Source organism: Shinella sp. (assembly GCF_052438155.1).
Classification (GTDB): Bacteria; Pseudomonadota; Alphaproteobacteria; order Rhizobiales; family Rhizobiaceae; genus Shinella.
Window position 1 is genome coordinate 1 of record NZ_JBQVPI010000027.1, and the last position, 16,396, is coordinate 16,396.

At 63.9% G+C, this 16,396-nt stretch carries 20 protein-coding genes and 1 pseudogene; 13 read left to right on the forward strand and 8 right to left on the reverse strand.

Features of this window, described 5'->3' with window-relative positions:
- The first annotated feature begins 107 nt into the window (after positions 1 to 107).
- The 6 genes from ACT6VE_RS28615 to ACT6VE_RS28640 all read left to right on the forward strand — a co-directional run bounded on the left by ACT6VE_RS28615 (position 108) and on the right by ACT6VE_RS28640 (position 3,148).
- Positions 108 to 893 carry a copper resistance CopC family protein gene (locus ACT6VE_RS28615; RefSeq protein WP_444801686.1) on the forward strand — a complete coding sequence of 262 codons (786 nt, stop codon included), beginning with the start codon at positions 108 to 110 and terminating at the stop codon, positions 891 to 893.
- A gap of 57 nt (positions 894 to 950) precedes the next feature.
- Complete coding sequence (locus ACT6VE_RS28620; protein ID WP_444801687.1) at positions 951 to 1,280, forward strand: CopD family protein; 330 nt, start codon at positions 951 to 953, stop codon at positions 1,278 to 1,280.
- Positions 1,281 to 1,310: 30 nt separating this feature from the next.
- Positions 1,311 to 1,649, forward strand: coding sequence for a FixH family protein (locus ACT6VE_RS28625; RefSeq protein WP_444801688.1), 339 nt, complete (start codon positions 1,311 to 1,313; stop codon positions 1,647 to 1,649).
- 74 nt (positions 1,650 to 1,723) lie between these two features.
- Positions 1,724 to 2,377, forward strand: a complete 654-nt coding sequence (locus tag ACT6VE_RS28630) for a DUF2161 domain-containing phosphodiesterase (protein WP_444801689.1) — start codon at positions 1,724 to 1,726, stop codon at positions 2,375 to 2,377.
- Positions 2,378 to 2,552: 175 nt separating this feature from the next.
- A complete protein-coding gene (locus ACT6VE_RS28635; protein ID WP_069061901.1) occupies positions 2,553 to 2,699 on the forward strand; it encodes a DUF1127 domain-containing protein in 147 nt (48 codons plus the stop codon).
- Between the two features lie 155 nt (positions 2,700 to 2,854).
- Positions 2,855 to 3,148 (forward strand): hypothetical protein, encoded by a 294-nt coding sequence (locus tag ACT6VE_RS28640; RefSeq protein WP_444801690.1) that lies wholly within the window; start codon positions 2,855 to 2,857, stop codon positions 3,146 to 3,148.
- A 94-nt stretch (positions 3,149 to 3,242) separates the two neighbouring features.
- On the opposite strand, the gene ACT6VE_RS28645 is transcribed toward ACT6VE_RS28640, so the two are convergent.
- Positions 3,243 to 3,659, reverse strand: coding sequence for a transposase (locus tag ACT6VE_RS28645; protein ID WP_444801691.1), 417 nt, complete (start codon positions 3,657 to 3,659; stop codon positions 3,243 to 3,245).
- A 485-nt stretch (positions 3,660 to 4,144) separates the two neighbouring features.
- On the opposite strand from ACT6VE_RS28645, the pseudogene ACT6VE_RS28650 reads away from it, so the two are divergent.
- The 7 genes and pseudogenes from ACT6VE_RS28650 to ACT6VE_RS28680 form a co-directional block, all read left to right on the forward strand.
- Positions 4,145 to 4,579 (forward strand): annotated as a pseudogene (locus ACT6VE_RS28650) (Crp/Fnr family transcriptional regulator); the annotation flags it as partial.
- Positions 4,580 to 4,846: 267 nt separating this feature from the next.
- Positions 4,847 to 5,038, forward strand: coding sequence for a periplasmic nitrate reductase, NapE protein (gene napE / locus ACT6VE_RS28655; RefSeq protein ID WP_444801692.1), 192 nt, complete (start codon positions 4,847 to 4,849; stop codon positions 5,036 to 5,038).
- 10 nt (positions 5,039 to 5,048) lie between these two features.
- Complete coding sequence (gene napF, locus ACT6VE_RS28660) at positions 5,049 to 5,549, forward strand: ferredoxin-type protein NapF (RefSeq protein WP_444801693.1); 501 nt, start codon at positions 5,049 to 5,051, stop codon at positions 5,547 to 5,549.
- Positions 5,542 to 5,826, forward strand: coding sequence for a chaperone NapD (locus tag ACT6VE_RS28665; protein ID WP_444801694.1), 285 nt, complete (start codon positions 5,542 to 5,544; stop codon positions 5,824 to 5,826). Before napF ends, ACT6VE_RS28665 begins: the two co-directional genes overlap by 8 nt.
- Positions 5,801 to 8,305 carry a periplasmic nitrate reductase subunit alpha gene (gene napA, locus ACT6VE_RS28670; RefSeq protein ID WP_444801695.1) on the forward strand — a complete coding sequence of 835 codons (2,505 nt, stop codon included), beginning with the start codon at positions 5,801 to 5,803 and terminating at the stop codon, positions 8,303 to 8,305. The genes ACT6VE_RS28665 and napA overlap by 26 nt, the downstream gene beginning before the upstream one ends.
- Positions 8,275 to 8,766 (forward strand): nitrate reductase cytochrome c-type subunit, encoded by a 492-nt coding sequence (locus ACT6VE_RS28675; RefSeq protein WP_069062218.1) that lies wholly within the window; start codon positions 8,275 to 8,277, stop codon positions 8,764 to 8,766. The genes napA and ACT6VE_RS28675 overlap by 31 nt, the downstream gene beginning before the upstream one ends.
- The gene (locus ACT6VE_RS28680; protein WP_444801696.1) at positions 8,766 to 9,473 is read left to right on the forward strand and encodes a cytochrome c3 family protein; all 708 of its coding nucleotides are present in this window, start codon (positions 8,766 to 8,768) and stop codon (positions 9,471 to 9,473) included. The genes ACT6VE_RS28675 and ACT6VE_RS28680 overlap by 1 nt, the downstream gene beginning before the upstream one ends.
- A gap of 33 nt (positions 9,474 to 9,506) precedes the next feature.
- On the opposite strand, the gene ACT6VE_RS28685 is transcribed toward ACT6VE_RS28680, so the two are convergent.
- The 7 genes from ACT6VE_RS28685 to ACT6VE_RS28715 all read right to left on the reverse strand — a co-directional run bounded on the left by ACT6VE_RS28685 (position 9,507) and on the right by ACT6VE_RS28715 (position 16,393).
- The gene (locus ACT6VE_RS28685; protein WP_444801697.1) at positions 9,507 to 10,175 is read right to left on the reverse strand and encodes a glutathione S-transferase family protein; all 669 of its coding nucleotides are present in this window, start codon (positions 10,173 to 10,175) and stop codon (positions 9,507 to 9,509) included.
- 105 nt (positions 10,176 to 10,280) lie between these two features.
- Entirely contained in the window at positions 10,281 to 10,979 is a 699-nt protein-coding gene (locus ACT6VE_RS28690) for an LrgB family protein (RefSeq protein ID WP_444801698.1), read from the reverse strand.
- A complete protein-coding gene (locus ACT6VE_RS28695) occupies positions 10,972 to 11,346 on the reverse strand; it encodes a CidA/LrgA family protein (protein WP_444801699.1) in 375 nt (124 codons plus the stop codon). Before ACT6VE_RS28695 ends, ACT6VE_RS28690 begins: the two co-directional genes overlap by 8 nt.
- A 129-nt stretch (positions 11,347 to 11,475) precedes the next feature.
- Positions 11,476 to 12,771 (reverse strand): amidohydrolase, encoded by a 1,296-nt coding sequence (locus ACT6VE_RS28700; RefSeq protein WP_444801700.1) that lies wholly within the window; start codon positions 12,769 to 12,771, stop codon positions 11,476 to 11,478.
- Positions 12,772 to 12,789: 18 nt separating this feature from the next.
- The gene (locus tag ACT6VE_RS28705; RefSeq protein ID WP_444801701.1) at positions 12,790 to 13,659 is read right to left on the reverse strand and encodes a DMT family transporter; all 870 of its coding nucleotides are present in this window, start codon (positions 13,657 to 13,659) and stop codon (positions 12,790 to 12,792) included.
- A 23-nt stretch (positions 13,660 to 13,682) separates the two neighbouring features.
- Positions 13,683 to 15,473 carry an adenine deaminase gene (locus ACT6VE_RS28710; RefSeq protein ID WP_444801702.1) on the reverse strand — a complete coding sequence of 597 codons (1,791 nt, stop codon included), beginning with the start codon at positions 15,471 to 15,473 and terminating at the stop codon, positions 13,683 to 13,685.
- Complete coding sequence (locus ACT6VE_RS28715) at positions 15,470 to 16,393, reverse strand: nucleoside hydrolase (RefSeq protein ID WP_444801703.1); 924 nt, start codon at positions 16,391 to 16,393, stop codon at positions 15,470 to 15,472. The genes ACT6VE_RS28710 and ACT6VE_RS28715 overlap by 4 nt, the downstream gene beginning before the upstream one ends.
- Positions 16,394 to 16,396: the final 3 nt, after the last annotated feature.

Here is a 16,396-nt window from a genome sequence, read left to right on the forward strand (position 1 = left end):
CCGCTCCTGTTCCCAGCCGGGAATCTAGCGCGAAAAACTCCAATCAAAAACGATCCAGTCTTTGGGGATCAGAGCAGTCATAATTAAATGGAAAGCGACAAGCGTTCGTGCGCAATCGCAGCCCCGGTCGAACCGGCCCTCTGGCATTTCTTGCCGGCATCCTCTGGTGTTGCCTGACGACGCCGGCATTCGCGCATGCGCCGCTGACGGGGGCGGTTCCGGCCGACGGTGCGGTGATCGATACGCCGCCGAAAACCCTGTCGCTGTCCTTCAGTGGGTCGGTTTCGCCGCTCGTGCTAAAGCTCGTCCTGCCCGATGGGCAGACACGGGTGCTTGACACCTTTACCCTTCACGACCGCACGCTGGAAATCACGACCTCCGAGGATCTTGCGACCGGAACCCATGTGCTCACCTGGCGTGTCGTGTCAGAGGATGGGCATCCAGTGGCGGGCTCCACGCTGTTTTCGATCGGCGCGCCGGGCAACGCGCCGCAGGTGGCCGAAGAGGCGGCGGACGGGCCGGTGAAAACCGCGCTATGGTTGGCGAAGATCGTCCTTTATGCCGGCCTTTTCTTCGGCATCGGCGGGATTTTTGCCCTTCGCTGGCTGATCCCCGGAATGGGTGGTGGCCCGCGACTCGTCGTGGCGGCAACGCTGCTCGGGCTGGCGCGACTGTGCTTTCCCTCGGCTTGCGAGGGCTTGATGCGCCGCTGGCCGGCCTCTTCGACCCGGCGGTCTGGACGGCCGGCATGGAGACGAGTTTTGGCGCGAGGGTCATGCTTCTCTCGACAGCGTTCTGTTTGGCGCTCGCCGCAATGCGTGCCAGGGGCGCCGCGCCGCGCCGTGGGCTGTCTCTCACGGCCTTGCTTGTGGGCAGCGGCGCATTGGCCCTGAGCGGCCATGCCAGCGCGGCGGCCCCGCAATGGCTGATGCTGCCAGCCGTCTTTCTGCATGCGGCGGGACGCCGACGCCGGTCGCCAGGCACTCCGCCGCTTCTCCCGGCTGATCCCGCTTTGCGTTACCGTCCTCGTTGTCGCCGGCCTGCTATTGGCCGCGGTTCAGGTTCGTGAGCCTGCGGCGCTCCTGTCCACCGCTTACGGCAAGGTGCTGCTGGCAAAGCTGGCCTTGCTGGTCATTCTGTTTTCACTGGCCGCCGTCAATCGCTGGGGCTACACCGGACCCGCCATGGCGGGGGGCCGGCAAGCGGCGCGGCGTCTTGGCTGGGTAATCGTTGTCGAAATGCTGATCGTTCTGGCAATCTTTGCCGTCGCCGCGACGTGACGGTTCACGCCGCCGCCGCGCGCGCTTGCGATGGCCGCCGCCCAGCCGGTCTCGGTCCATATCCATTCGGACAAGGCGATGGCGGAGGTCATCGTCACCCCGGGACGCGCCGGGCCGGCCGCGGTTTCGGCCCTCATTCTTTCTCCCGATTTCATGCCGCTCACCCCGAAAGAGGTCGTCTTCGTCTTCTCGAACCCTCCGGCCGGCGTCGAGCCGATGCGCCGGGAAGCCGAATTGCAGCCGGATGGCACTTGGAACGCCGCGGACGTCGTGCTTCCTCTGGCTGGTCAATGGCAGATGCGCATCGATGTTCTGATCAGCGATTTCGAACTGGTGCGCCTGCAAGAGACCATCGAGATCCGGTCATAGAAGAAGGCGAGTGGGCGGCAAGACGGGGCGAAACTATGCTATCGGAACGGGTCTGCAACTGATTCCCGGCCGACATGGAAACCTCACTTTACCTGCCCGTCAAAACCTTTCTCGAAAGCGCCGGCTATACCGTCAAGGGCGAGATTGGCGGATGCGATCTGGTCGGGCTGAGCGAGGGCGATCCGACCGTGGTGGTCATCTGCGAATTGAAGCTCGTCTTCAATCTGGAGCTGATCCTGCAGGCGGTGGACCGAGCCGCGGTTTCGGACGAGGTGTGGATTGCCGCGCGCATGTCCGCCAAGGGGCGCGGGCGCGAGGGCGACAAGCGCTACCGCGACCTCTGCCGCCGGCTGGGATTGGGAATGCTCGGCGTGTCTGACAGGGGCGAGGTGAGCATTCTCGTCAGCTCCGTCTCGCCCATGCCGCGCACCAATCCGAAACGCCGCACGCGGCTGGTCAGGGAACACCGCAAGCGCATCGGCGATCCGGCGCTGGGCGGCTCGACAAAGGTCCCGATCATGACGGCTTATCGCCAGCAGGCGCTGGCCTGCGCCGCCGCCCTTGCCGGCGGACCGCTGCGGCCGCGCGATCTGAAAACCGTGGCCGCCACCGCCGGGCAGATCCTGCTCAAGAACTACTACGGCTGGTTCGAGAAGGTCGACAAGGGGCTTTACGGCCTCAGCGACAGCGGCGCCGAGGCCCTGAAGACCTGGCAAAAGCCTCTCTGACCGGCTACGTCGCGCAGATGCACATCAAGGGTGCAATCAATGCCACTAACGCATAGGTGGCCTGACGGATAAGCGCTGCATTAAAACGATTGAAAGGCGTAGATTCCAACCATCGAAACGACGCCGGAACCAAGTGCGGTTGCTGACGTCAAAGGAACCTTGGAAAGGGATCATCATGAACGTCGCACGCTCTTTCAACAATTGGCGCATGTACCGTCAGACCGTTGCCGAACTCGGCCGGATGTCTACCCGTGAACTGCAAGACCTCGGCATCGAACGGGGCGACATCCACACCATCGCCCGGGCATCGTTCGCGCGCTGATCGCGTCCAGTTTCCCGAATATCTGCCGCCTTGCGCCCGCTCATGAAGCGGGCGTTTTTGCGTGCAGGCCTTGCCGTTCCGGCGCCTCCGGCGCGCCGTTTTAGCCCCCTGACTGCGTCATGTGTCTCGCGCATAGCTGCACTGCAGCATAAACGATGTTCAATCGCGCCGAATGGCGTATGCTTCTTTTCATCGAAGCCATGCACCTCCTCCCGCAGGGCTTCGAATTGCAGACGGTCCCCTCCTCCTCCCAGGAACGTCTGCAGGAACAGCGGCACTCCTCCTCCCAGTCGCTGTTCGGTTCTTTTCGAAAAGCCTGCCGCACCTCCTCCCGCGGCAGGCTTTTTCGTTTTCGGGATGGGTTTCCGGGCCAGCAGCATCGACCCTTGCTTGCCATTCGGGGCTACTGCGACCGAGCGGCTATGGCGGTCGGGAAGCTTGCCGGATAACTGCTAACTCCCTCGTTCGGCAACGGCGCTGGTCGCCGCGGTTATGCGCCGGCATGCCGATCCTGCCGACCGCCGCCACTAAAGCGTGTCGCGTTTAGTCCGCCTCGTATCCTGCGGCTTTGAAGTAGTTTCTGCATTCTGAGACGGCGAAGCGATCGCAGATTTCCCCGAGGGCGTGCGTGATGGCATCGAAGCTGCGTGCGGCCCGCTTTCGCAGCAGCATTTTGAGTTTGGAGAATGCCATTTCGATAGGGTTGAGGTCTGGACTATAGGGCGGCAGAAACAGTAGCCATGCTCCTTTTGCCTTGACGAGTTGTTCGGCTCGTTCGCTCTTGTGAAAGGCGACATTGTCGAGAATGACGACGTCACCGGGCGATAAGGTTGGCGCGAACTGGGTCTCTATCCATGTCTCGAAACTGCGGCTGTTCATTGGTCGATCTACGACCCAGGGGGCGACCATGCCATGAGATCGCAGCCCGGCGATGAGAAGGTGTGGACTTCCAGGAGCCAAAGGGTGCGTGCGCTCGATATCGCTGTCCGCATGGGGACCATCCCGACCGCTTCGTCAGTTTTGTGTTTGTCGATGTCTCATCGATATAAACCAGCCTCGCCAATGCCTTGTTGAAGAAAGGCTGGCGCCGTCCGGTCCACAGTTCACGCGCCCGTGCGATTTCCGATCGCTGCTGCTCGCTTGCCAGCAGACTTTTTTATGGCTCAGGCCGAGCCGGTAGAGAAGCCGTCCGACACTGGAGCGATGGACGACGAGGTCACAGCTGGCGAGTTCCACGCAAAGCTCGTCCAGCATCAGTTCTCCATTCTGTGCCAATCGCTTGCAAACCCACTCGCGATGTGCCGAAAGCTTGCCACCGCCAAGGTGGCCCTGCCGGCGCGGCGACAGCGAGCCTGTCTCGCGTTTGAGGATCACCAGACCGTTCACAAAACGGGGCGAGACCCGAAAATGCCGGGCGGCTTCCCTATGGCCATGGCCCTCTTGAACATGCCCGTCAGATCAAACAATGGAAGGACCAGCTTCTTGAGGGGCGACAGTCATTGTCGGCGATGACGGCAGGGCAGAACCGGCGGCTCTGGCCGTCGATGTCAAAACGCTGCATGCCAAGGTCGATGAACTGACACTGGAGAATGATTTTTGTCCGGTGCGCTCGGCAAGGCGGGATTGCTGGGCGAAAAGAAATGATCGACAGAGCCCACAAGCTGTCGGTCGTGCGCCAGGCGAAGCTTCTCGGCTTCAGTCGCACCGATTTCCCCATCTCGCGCCAGGACATAGCCGAAATGACCGGCACGACACTGCACACCGTCTCGCGCATCCTGAGTGCCTGGGAATCCCACGGCCTCGTTGAGGGCGGACGACAGAAGCTTTTGATCTGCGACACCGCTGGCCTTTCGGCACTGGCAGACGGGGTGCGGGATTGAGACGGCGCAGATCGCGCATCGGTGAGTTTCTACGGCCTGTAGGATGTGCTGGCTCAAAAATTGGCTTGCCCTGTACTTCTGTACCTTGCAGTTTTAGTAAATATTTTATAATAGAGTTGCTTCATTCGCTATATTTTATGAGATATAACGATAATTGATATTTCGCAAATCAAATTATGAGTAGAAAAGCATAGTATATTATACTTTCTTTCTGCCGCGTCGATGCTACTATCCCGGCTGCAATCTAGTCGTCGGAGGAAGCCAGCCTTGTCCGAAGCCTTGACAGAGCATCTGCCGCCGCAGGCGCCGAAACCCAGCCGGCGACGCGAGCTGATTACCTTCCTCGTTCTGGCTTTTGGTATCTGGCCCATTGTCGCCGTCGGCGTCGTCGGCGGATACGGCTTCTTCGTCTGGATGCTTCAAATTATCTACGGGCCGCCCGGCCCCCCTGTCCATTAGGGGCGTGGCCATGGAGCGGCAGGGGGCGTTGTCGAGACGGGATTTCCTGAGGGGGGGCAGGCAGGACGCCAGCATCCGCATCCGACCGCCGGGGGTTGAAGATGCAACACTTGCGGCCTGCACCGGCTGCGGCGCCTGCGTCGAGCACTGTCCTGCAAAGATCATCAGCCTTGTGGATGGACTACCGGCACTCGACTTCACGGTTGGTGAATGCACATTCTGCGGCGCCTGCGCTGCAAGCTGTCCCGAGCCGGTTTTCGTCGAGGCGGCCAGCCGCTTCGATCACATCGTTGCCATCTCTGAAGCATGCCTGCCATTCCAGCGTGTCGACTGCCAGGCCTGTCGGGACGCCTGTCCCACCGCGGCGATCCGCTTTCGCCCGGTGCGCGGTGGGCCTTTCGTGCCGGAGTTGCTTGCCGAAGCCTGTACCGGCTGCGGCGCTTGCATTGCAATCTGTCCCGTCGGTGCGGTGACAACCGCGCCGTTGAGCACGGAGGCCGCCTATGTCTGAGACGCGGCAACATCACATTTCCAGCGCGGTCATCCTTGCCAAGCCCGGTTGCCTCGACGGCGTGCTCGCCGCGCTTGTCGATTTCGACAATGTCGAGGTGCACGGCGCCGACAAGGGCAAGATCGTCATCGTCATCGAGGGGCCGTGGACCGGCGTGCTCGGGGATACGCTGATGCGTATCTCCCTTCTCGACGGCGTGATCGCGGCAAACATGGTTTTCGAACATGTCGAAATGGAAGAGGAAGAGGTGCATGGGCAGCGAACTGACGCGGCGTGACATCCTGAAGGCCCAGGCGGCGGGCGTCGCTGCGGCGGCGGCCGGCATAGCACTGCCGGTCGCCGCCCAGCCCGTGCCGGGCGGGGTGAGTGCACTGGAAATCAAGTGGGACAAGGCGCCCTGCCGGTTCTGCGGCACGGGCTGCGGCGTGATGGTGGGCGTCAAGGAGGGCAAGGTCGTCGCCACGCATGGCGACATGCAGGCGGAGGTCAATCGCGGCCTCAACTGTATCAAGGGCTACTTCCTGTCGAAGATCATGTATGGCGCGGACCGCCTGACGGCGCCGCTGCTGCGCAAGCGAAACGGTGTTTACGCCAAGGACGGCGAGTTCGAGCCCGTCACCTGGGAAGAGGCCTTCGACGTGATGGCCGAGCAGTGCAAGAAAGTGCTGAAGGAGAAGGGGCCGACGGCCGTCGGCATGTTCGGCTCCGGCCAGTGGACGATCTTCGAGGGCTATGCCGCGACAAAGCTGATGCGTGCCGGCTTCCGCTCGAACAATCTCGATCCGAACGCCCGCCACTGCATGGCGTCCGCTGCCTACGCCTTCATGCGAACCTTCGGCATGGACGAGCCGATGGGCTGCTACGACGATTTCGAACATGCCGACGCCTTCGTGCTGTGGGGCTCGAACATGGCGGAGATGCACCCGATCCTGTGGACACGCATCGCCGACCGGCGGCTCGGCAACGAGCATGTGCGGGTCGCGGTGCTCTCCACCTTCACGCACCGCAGCATGGACCTCGCCGACATCCCGATGGTCTTCAAGCCGGGCACGGACCTCGTGATCCTGAACTACATCGCCAATCACATCATCCAGACCGGCCGGGTGAACGAGGATTTCGTGCGCAACCACACGAAGTTCGTGCGCGGCGTCACGGATATCGGCTATGGGCTGCGACCCGACAATCCGGTCGAGGTCAATGCCGCCAACTCCGCCGATCCCGGCAAGACCGAGGCGATCGACTTCGAGGCGTTCAAGGCCTTCGTTTCCGAATATACATTGGAAAAGGCCGTGGAGATGACCGGCGTCGAAGCCGGTTTCCTCAAGCAGCTCGCCGAGCTTTACGCCGACCCGAACCGCAAGGTCATGTCGCTCTGGACCATGGGCTTCAACCAGCATGTGCGCGGCGTCTGGGCAAACCAGATGGTCTACAACCTCCATCTCTTGACCGGGAAAATCTCCGAGCCTGGCAACAGCCCATTTTCACTGACCGGCCAGCCGTCCGCCTGCGGCACCGCGCGCGAGGTTGGTACCTTTGCCCATCGCCTGCCGGCGGATATGACGGTGACCAATCCCGAACACCGTAAGCACGCCGAGGAAATCTGGCGTATCCCGCATGGTATCATCCCGGAAAAGCCGGGTTACCACGCGGTCCAGCAGGATCGCATGCTGAAGGACGGCAAACTCAATTTCTACTGGGTGCAGGTCAACAACAACGTGCAGGCCGCGCCGAACACGTCGAACGAGACCTACCAGGGCTATCGCAACCCGGAAAACTTCATCGTCGTCTCGGACCCCTATCCGACAATTACGGCGATGAGCGCGGACCTCATCCTGCCGGCCGCCATGTGGGTGGAGAAGGAGGGGGCCTACGGCAATGCCGAGCGGCGCACCCATGTCTGGCACCAGCTCGTGCAGGCGCCGGGCGAGGCGCGCTCCGACCTCTGGCAGATGGTCGAGTTTTCCAAGCGCTTCACCACGGACGAGGTCTGGCCGGCGGAGCTGCTTGCCGCCAATCCCGACTACAAGGGCAAGACGCTCTACCAGGTGCTGTTTGCCGAAAGCGACGTGGCAAAATTCCCGATCAGCGAAGTGAAGCCCGAGCACGCCAACAACGAGGCGCAGCATTTCGGCTTTTACCTGCAGAAGGGGTTGTTCGAGGAATATGCCACATTCGGCCGCGGCCATGGCCATGATCTGGCGCCCTACGACACCTATCACGAGGTGCGTGGCCTGCGCTGGCCGGTGGTCGACGGCAAGGAGACGCTCTGGCGCTACCGCGAGGGTTACGATCCCTACGTCAAACCCGGTGAAGGGGTGAAATTCTATGGCAACGCGGACGGCAGGGCGGCGATCATCGCCGTGCCCTACGAGCCGCCGGCGGAATCGCCGGACGCCGAGTTCGACACCTGGCTCGTCACCGGCCGTGTGCTGGAGCATTGGCACTCCGGTTCCATGACCATGCGCGTTCCCGAGCTGTTCAAGGCCTTCCCGGGTGCGCTTTGTTTCATGAATGCGGACGATGCCCGCAAGCGTGGCCTCAATCAGGGGGCGGAGATCCGCATCATCTCGCGGCGCGGCGAAATCCGCTCGCGCGTCGAAACGCGCGGCCGCAACCGCGTACCACCGGGCGTGATCTTCGTGCCGTGGTTCGATGCCAGCCAGCTCATCAACAAGGTCACGCTCGACGCCACCGATCCCATCTCGAAACAGACGGATTTCAAAAAATGCGCAGTCAAGATCGAACCGGCCGTCTGACCCTCGGCAAAGGATGGGTCCTGGCTGCGCTCAGCGCAGCCGTAATCGCCACAAGCGCCATGGCGCAGATGGTGCCGCAGCTGTCCGGCCCTCAGGGCGATGCGATGCAGACGCTGCCGGCCGATCCGCTGCCGAAGTGGATCGTCGACGACATAAGGCGCATGCGCGCCTATCCCGAACAGCCACCGATCATTCCGCATTCGATCGACGGCTACCAGCTTTCGGTCAACGCCAACCGCTGTCTTTCCTGCCACAAACGCGAGTTTTCGCAGGATGCCGGCGCGCCGATGATCAGCATCACCCACTACATGACGCGCGAGGGCCAGATGCTCGCCGACGTTTCGCCGCGCCGCTACTTCTGCACCGCATGCCATGTGCCGCAGGCGGACAAGAAGCCGCTCGTCGGCAACACGTTCAAGGATATGAGCGAACTCGGTGTCACCGGGGCGGGAAGCGAGTGATGGTGGCGCGCATCAAGGCAATTGTGGCTTGGGTCTGGACGATGCTGACCACGCCTGCGGCGACGCTCAGCCTCGCCTTCCTGACGCTCGGCGGTTTCGTTGGCGGCGTGATGTTCTGGGGCGCCTTCAACACGGCGCTCGAGCTGACAAACACCGAAAAGTTCTGCACCTCGTGTCACGAGATGAAGGACAACGTCTACCAGGAGCTGACGAGAACGGTGCACTTCACCAACCGCTCCGGCGTGCGTGCCTCCTGCCCGGATTGTCATGTGCCGCACGAATGGACCGACAAGATTGCCCGCAAGATGCAGGCTTCGAAGGAGGTCTGGGGGAAAATCTTCGGCACGATCAACACGCGCGAAAAATTCCTGAACCACCGGCTGGAACTGGCGAAGCACGAATGGGCGCGCCTGAAGGCAAACGACAGTCTGGAATGCCGCAACTGCCATTCCGCCGTCGCGATGGACTTCACCAAACAAACCCAGCGCGCCGCCGACATCCATTCGAAGTACCTCTTGCCCGGCAAGGCAACCTGTATCGATTGCCACAAGGGCATTGCGCATGAACTGCCGAACATGGAAGGCGTCGAGCCCGGCTGGAAGATGCCAAGGGAGCTTGAAGGCAAGGAGTTGCCCGCCGCGTCGAACGATGCGATCGGCGACCTTCGCGAGGCCGTTGCCAGCGCGCATGGCACAACGGGGTTCTAAGACGCACCCCTGTCACAGGCCTTGGCCACGCAATTACTGCGGGCTGTTTGCGCCGACCGCGCTTTCGACCGGAAGCGGCGGCAGATCGGGGGCGGCGAGGCCCTTGAACGGTTCACGCCACGCGTCGAGCTTTTCAAGCTGCTCGGACCAGCGTCGTATCGCGGGATAATCATCGATCGGCAGCCGCGCGACATCGTTGAACGGCAAAAACGTCCCCATGCGAAAATCGGCAAAGGAGATGGTGTCTGCGACCAGCCAGAGGCGATCCGACAGTGCGTTCTCAAGGATGGCGGCCGCCTTGTGAAACTCCCGCAGGCCCTCATCGACCAGCTGGTCGTCGCAGGGGCCGATACCGTATCGCTGCTTGGTGCCACGCTCCCAATGCACCATGTCGCAAGCCTTGACGAAGTTGTCCTTGCCCCAGCTGATCCAGCGGATCATGTCCGGTTCGTCGTCATCCGTCCGCCAGAAGTTGGAGCCGGCATTGCGGGAGAACCAGCAGGCGATCGCGTCGCTTTCCCAAAGCGATCGATTGGGAAGCTCCAGTATCGGCAGCAGCAGGTTCGGGTTGAGCGCCAGGTAGCGGGCCGCCTGGCCGGACGCCCGGGGTGCCGCAAACTCGAAGGCGACCTCCGCATGGAGAAACCGCGCAACGGCGACGGCCAGGCGTGGATTGGGATTGCGGCTGAAATACAATTTCATTCGGTGTGATCCTCCCATCTATCGTCTTCAAGGACGAATGATGGAAGCGCTCGCCGACATCCGTGCAGAAAAATCGACAATCGCTGTCCTTTGTGACGCCGGTAGTCATAGGAAGACATGGACGATGAGGGATGTCAGGACGGCATTGAACCCCATGGCGATCCCTGAAAACAACCCCGCGACCGGATCGACTGAATAGGCGCGTGCCGTGCCGATCCCGTGCGAAGCGAGACCGACCGCAAAACCGCGGGCGCTGAAGTCCTTGATGCGCATGGCGTTCATCATCGGCGTGACGACGATCGCGCCGCAAATGCCGGTGAGAACGACCACGGCTGCGGTCAGCGCCGGATCGCCGCTCAACCCGGAGGAAATGGCCATGGCAACGGCCGCCGTCGTGGATTTCGGCGCGAGCGAGGCGACGACATCGGGCGAGAAGCCGAACAGCTGGCTCAGGAACACCGTCGACCCGACGGCCGTGAGACTGCCGACGACGAGAGCGCAAAGCATGGGAACGAGGTTGCTCTTCACGAGCGAAAGTTTCTCGTAGAGCGGGATGCCGAGCGCCACGGTCGCCGGCCCGAGCAGGAAATGGATGAACTGTGCGCCCTTGAAGTAGGCGTCGTAGTCGATCCCGACGATGCAGAGAATGGCGACGATGACGGCAATCGACAGCATGATCGGGTTGAGCAGCGGATTGCCGGGGCTGAGGCCGGCTATGGCGGTGGCGGCCAGCCAGACGACGAGCGTCGTGACGAGCCAGAGGAGGGGCGACGTCGCAAGATAGACCCAGAGCCCTTCAGTCATTGGCGTAGCCTCCGGAAAGCCGCTTCACCAGGATGAAAACCCAGACCGTGACGGTGAGCGTGATGACCGTGGACAGGATGACGATGGCGAGGAGTTCAATGCCGCTGTTCCGGATGAGATCGAGATGCTGGATGATGCCCACCCCGGCCGGCACGAAGAGGATGCCGAGATTGGCAAGCACCACCTTGGATGTGTCGATGGTCTGCTGATGGGCCGGCCGCAGGATTTTGACACCACCGGTGAGGGTGAGGGCCACGGCGGCCATTGCCATGCCGATGACAGGTCCCGGCACATATCCGTTCAGAAAATAGGCGGTAACCTCGCCGATCAACTGAAAGACGAGAAGAACTGTAATCCCGATAAGCATGCCTGGCTCCTGTCTGGCTAAGGGCTTTGCCGATGCGACTCAGCAAGCGCGTCAGCCAGACGGTAGGGGCCTATGCGCGTCTCATCCAGAGGCAGAGCAAGAGCGGTTCAAAATCTGTTCGCCAACGGCTCACCCGCGGGGCCGAAGGAGCCGTTGTGCGACGCCGGCAAACAGCGCGACGCCGGTTTCGAGAGTGTTTTCATCGATGTCGAAATCGGCGGCATGGTGCACGGCGGGGATGTCGCTACCGATGATGCAGTAGGCGGCGGTGCCGCCGGTTTCGCGCACGCGGCGGATCATCAGGCAGGCGTCGTCGCCGCCGCCGATCGACCATTCCGGCAGGACCTCGGTGACGCCGGGCAGGCCGGTCGCGACGTCGGCGATCAGCGCCACGGCTTCCGGGCTGTTTTCGTTGCCGGGCATGTGGCTCTTGCGCACGGTGTCGACCGCGCATTGGTGCATGGCGGCGGCGCCTTCGATCACCGCATGGAGCCGTTCGACCATATAGTCGTGAGCGGCGTGGCTGTTGGCGCGCACCTCCACCAGCATCTCGCAGGTATCGGCGATGATGTTGAAGGCGGTGCCGGCGCGCAGCACGCCGACATTGACGAATGTCTCCGCGCCGGAAAAACGGGAAATGCCGTGCAGCCCGAGTGCTGCCGATGCACCGGCGAGGAGCGCGTTGCGGCCCTCCTGCGGACCCATAGCCGCATGCGCGACGGCACCGCGGAAGGTGACGGCGAAACGGCTGGAAAACAGGAAGCCGACGGCGCTCGCGGCAACCTTGCCGGAAGGCAGCAGGCAGCCGAGATGGCCGACGAACAGATGATCCACGCCCTCGACCGCCCCGCCGGCGACCATGGGTGCTGCGCCGCGCGCACTTTCCTCGGCCGGCTGGAAGATCAGGCGAAGGGTTCCGTCGAGGCCCTTTTCCTGCGCGAGCCGCCGGGCAAGGGCGAGGCCGATGCCGACATGGCCGTCATGGCCGCAGGCATGCATGCGGCCGGCAAAGCGCGAGCGATGGTCCTCGGCATTCGGCCGATGGGCTTCCGCCTCGGTTTCGCTGACCGGCAGGGCGTCCATGTCGAAACGGAAGGCGACGGTGGGGCCGTCTCCAAAACGATAGTCGGCGACGATGCCGGTCAGGCCGTCCGGCATGCGCTCCATCCATGCCGCATCGCCGCCCGCGGCGAGCGCCAGGCGCTTGGCGTCTTCAATCTGTTCGCGGGACGGCGGGTCGATGACGATCTCTGCGTCCATGATCTCGCGGCCGGTGCGCACGGCAAAGCCGAGGTGATCGAGATAGGCGGCGATGCGCGAGGCGGTGCGGTATTCCAGGAAAGCCGTTTCCGGGTAGCGGTGCAGGTCGCGGCGAACGAGCACGGCGGGCGCATTGCTGGCGGCGATCATCTCGGCAAGGGTCATGGGCATTCTCTATCTGGGTTAGCCGCGGCTGGCGAGCGAAACGCCGACCGTCGCGATGGAAAGGCCGGCGATCTGAATCATGGTGAGGCTTTCGCCAAAGCCGATCCAGGCCATCAGGGCCGAGACGCCGGGCACGAGGAAGAACAGCGAGGACACTTTCGACAGTGCGCCCTTCCGGATCATGTGCAGGAGCAGCAGGATCGCGCCGAGCGACATGCCGAAGACCGACCAGGCCAGGCCGATCCACAGTGGCAGCTCCGTGGCGTCGAAGGCCGGCCCGCCGACGAAAGGCATGACGAGCGCCGTCGGCACGAGGGCGCCGACATATTGCGCGGCGGTGTTGGTGAGCGGATCGGCGGCAATCGCCGTGCGCTTCACAAAGATCGAGCCGAACGTGAGGGAGATGACACCGGCGAGGCAGATGAGGAGCGGGATCAGTGGAATGCCGCCAGCCTCCGTCGTGCCGAGTTTCGGCGCCAGCGTGACGAGCGTACCGAAGGCGCCGACGAGAATGCCGATGGCACTGCGCCGCGACATGCGCTCTCCGAGCACCCGGCCGGCAAGAAGTGTCACGAGCAGCGGCTGCATGCCTGCCATCAGCGCCGAGATCGCCGTTGGCAGGCCATTGGCAACGGACCAGAAGACCCCACCGAGATAGAGGCCGTGGATCAGGACGCCGGCAAGCAAAGCCTGCCCCCATTCCCGCGCCGTGCCGGGCCAGGTGGCGCCCTTCCAGAGCGCGATGGCGGCTAGTGCCAGCAGCGCAAGCGCGAAGCGCACGGCAAGGAAAGTGAGAGGTTCGGCATGTGGCGCGACAAGCCGCGCCAAAACGAAGCCGCTCGACCAGAGCGGCACGAAGATCGCCGGCAGGAGCAAGTCCTTGCGCATGGGTGCGGCTGCGGCGGGCACGCTCACACCCCATGCCTTACGCTGAGGATCGGCGTTTCCAACAGGGCGCCGGTCGTGCCGTCGGCAATGCCGCGGTCGGTCTGGTGGGGGCCGGCATTGCAGGCGAGCGTCGCGCCGAAGACGGCCTTGAACACCAGGTAGGGTGGCTGCCAGTCGACGATGCTGTCCGCCGCGGTTCGCACGGCGGCGAAGGCGCGCGCAACGTCCTCGAGCGACGCATCAGACAGAAGGCCCGAGAGTGGCAGTTCGAGAACGGCAAGCACCTTGCCATCTGCCGCGACGGCCATGCCGCCGCCCGCTTCGATCACCGCGTTTGCGGCGGCGGCCATGTCTCGTGCATTGCCGCCGAAGACGGTGAGATTGTGGCTGTCGTGCGAGACGGTGGTCGCAAGCGCCCCGCGCCATGTGCCCCAGCCGGAGAGGAGGCCGACGCGCGGGCGCGCATCCGCCCGCCCGTGCCGATGCGCAACGGCAATCAGCGTCGTGCCTTCGGGCGGGACGATGAAGCCGTCCGAAACGATCGCGACCGCCTCGGCCCATTCGGTGAAGCGGGGCTTGGCGATAAGAGCGACGGTCGCCTCGGTTCCCGCGCAGGGAATGCGGAAGTCCTCTTCGCGCAATGGGGCGAGATGCATGGAGCCTTGCAGCGGTGCCGCGTCGATTTCGTGGGCGGGTTCGGTAAGTGCGCCGTCCCGCGCAACGATCCGGCCGCTGCTCAAGACCAGTTTCGCCCGGAACTCCGTCAGGTCCTCGAAGAGCACGATATCGGCGCGACGGCCGGGGGCGATGAGGCCGAGGTCGTTGCGCCCGATCCGCCGTGCGGCGTTGAGTGTTGCGGCCTGCAAGGCCCGTTCGGGCGTCATTCCGTAGCGGACGAGGCGGCGCACCACGTCGTCGAGACCGCCGGCCTCGAAAAGATCGTCCGGGAAGACATCGTCGGTGCAGAGCGTCAGGGTCTGGGGCAACTGCGGCAGCGTGTTGAGGGCGGCGACGCATTCGGGCAGCAGGTGATCATGCGAGCCGCGCAGCTCGATGGTGAGACCGGCGCGCAGTTTTGAGAGCAGGTCCTCGCCGGAGACGATCTCGTGGTCGGAGCTGATGCCGGCAGTAATGAAGGCCTGAAGCTCCGGCCCCGCGAGGCTGCGGGCGTGGCCATGGATCGGCTTTCCCGCGTGGCGGCCGGCGTCAAGAATGGCGCTCATCCGCGCGCGGCCTTCGATGACGGCGCGCATGTCCATGACCTCGGCGATACCACCGATGTCCGGCCGGGCGAGCAGCGCCGCGATGGTCTCGGCGGAAAAATCGGCGCCGGCGACTTCCAGGCCTGGCGCGGAGGGCACGCAGGAGGGGGCGAGCAACACATGGCGCTGCGGCAGCGCGCGCGCGGCCTCGGCCGCCCAGTCGATGCCGGTTATGCCATGCACATTGCCCAGTTCATGCGGGTCCCAGACGAGCGTCGTCACGCCGCGCGGCAGGGTGGCAGCGGCATAGGCGGCCGGGGTGATCATCGAGCTCTCGACGTGCATGTGCGTGTCGATGAGGCCGGGCGAGAGGATCAGGCCGCTGGCGTCGATCGTCTCGCGGGCGTCGAGACGGGCATCCTGCGGGTGCACGCTGGCGATCAGTGGGCCGACGAGGCCGATATCGGCGGCGCGGCGCTCGCCGGTCACCATGTCGATCAGCGTTCCACCGCGGATCAGCATGTCGAAGGGGCGGTCTCCGCGCGCGGCCGCAACGGCGGCTTCACGCAGGGTTTCGTCGTCGAGATCGCGGGTATCGGTCTTGCCGGTCATTGTCGCGCCTCGTCGGTCAGCGCGCCGAGAATGAGGCTGCGGGCAGTCGTGACATCGATGTCGGAGGCGAAGACGGCATTGCGTTTCTCCTGCGGTGCGCGCATGTCGACCACCGTGCGGCCGCGCGTCAGCAGACCAGACAGTTCCACGTCGATGCGGGCGTCGGTGAAGGTCACGGCCTGCGGGCACACGAAGGCGACGGCGGCGCAGGGATCGTAGACCGCCATGCCGGGCCGGCCGCGGCTGGTTCCAATGGAAATGTAGCCGGCGAAGAGGTCGGCGAGAAGTGCTGCATTCCTGCCGCCCGCATCGCGAACGGGCGTAGCATCGGCCGGATAGGCGATGACCTTGCGGCAGAGGTCGAGATCGACCATGCGCAGCGGCAGGCCGTGGGCGAGCACGATCGCCAGCGCTTCCGGATCGGCAAAGGCGTTGAATTCGGCCGAGGCCGTGTGGTTGCCGGCGGTGACGCCGCCGCCCATCCAGGTGAGGTCGGCGATCTTTTTTGCGAGATCCGGCCGGGCCAGCGCCAGGGCCGCGATGTTGGTCAGCGGGCCGAGAGCGAGGATGCGGCATGGCTTTGTCGCAGCCTCAAGCCATTGGCAGAGGGCGCTGAAGGCGTCGCTTTCCGGCAGCAAGGGCGCCAGCGGCAGGCTGCGGCCGGCGGTCAGCATGCCGGCTTCGCTCAGGATGTTTTCCGCGGTTTCGAGCCGGCCGAGCACCGGCAGGGCACGGCCGTTATGGATCGGAAAGGTCCAGCCGAAGGCAGCGGCGGCCGAGGCTGCGTTCTGCCGCACCTGGCGGAAGCCGGAATTGCCGAAGACCAGCGAGATGCCGTCGATCGGCTCGGCGCCCCGTGCCACCACCAGGATGGCGGCGATGTCGTCGAAGCCCATGTCGGTGTCGATCCACACACCCATGGT

Coding starts and splice junctions, on each gene's coding strand:
- ACT6VE_RS28620 (WP_444801687.1), top strand. CDS start 951: ATGCGGCGGGACGCCGACGCCGGTCGCCAGGCACTCCGCCGCTTCTCC.
- ACT6VE_RS28625 (WP_444801688.1), top strand. CDS start 1,311: ATGGCCGCCGCCCAGCCGGTCTCGGTCCATATCCATTCGGACAAGGCG.
- ACT6VE_RS28630 (WP_444801689.1), top strand. CDS start 1,724: ATGGAAACCTCACTTTACCTGCCCGTCAAAACCTTTCTCGAAAGCGCC.
- ACT6VE_RS28635 (WP_069061901.1), top strand. CDS start 2,553: ATGAACGTCGCACGCTCTTTCAACAATTGGCGCATGTACCGTCAGACC.
- ACT6VE_RS28640 (WP_444801690.1), top strand. CDS start 2,855: ATGTTCAATCGCGCCGAATGGCGTATGCTTCTTTTCATCGAAGCCATG.
- napF (WP_444801693.1), top strand. CDS start 5,049: ATGGAGCGGCAGGGGGCGTTGTCGAGACGGGATTTCCTGAGGGGGGGC.
- ACT6VE_RS28665 (WP_444801694.1), top strand. CDS start 5,542: ATGTCTGAGACGCGGCAACATCACATTTCCAGCGCGGTCATCCTTGCC.
- napA (WP_444801695.1), top strand. CDS start 5,801: ATGGGCAGCGAACTGACGCGGCGTGACATCCTGAAGGCCCAGGCGGCG.
- ACT6VE_RS28675 (WP_069062218.1), top strand. CDS start 8,275: ATGCGCAGTCAAGATCGAACCGGCCGTCTGACCCTCGGCAAAGGATGG.
- ACT6VE_RS28680 (WP_444801696.1), top strand. CDS start 8,766: ATGGTGGCGCGCATCAAGGCAATTGTGGCTTGGGTCTGGACGATGCTG.
- ACT6VE_RS28685 (WP_444801697.1), bottom strand. CDS start 10,175: ATGAAATTGTATTTCAGCCGCAATCCCAATCCACGCCTGGCCGTCGCC.
- ACT6VE_RS28690 (WP_444801698.1), bottom strand. CDS start 10,979: ATGACTGAAGGGCTCTGGGTCTATCTTGCGACGTCGCCCCTCCTCTGG.
- ACT6VE_RS28695 (WP_444801699.1), bottom strand. CDS start 11,346: ATGCTTATCGGGATTACAGTTCTTCTCGTCTTTCAGTTGATCGGCGAG.
- ACT6VE_RS28700 (WP_444801700.1), bottom strand. CDS start 12,771: ATGACCCTTGCCGAGATGATCGCCGCCAGCAATGCGCCCGCCGTGCTC.
- ACT6VE_RS28705 (WP_444801701.1), bottom strand. CDS start 13,659: ATGCGCAAGGACTTGCTCCTGCCGGCGATCTTCGTGCCGCTCTGGTCG.
- ACT6VE_RS28710 (WP_444801702.1), bottom strand. CDS start 15,473: ATGACCGGCAAGACCGATACCCGCGATCTCGACGACGAAACCCTGCGT.
- ACT6VE_RS28715 (WP_444801703.1), bottom strand. CDS start 16,393: ATGGGTGTGTGGATCGACACCGACATGGGCTTCGACGACATCGCCGCC.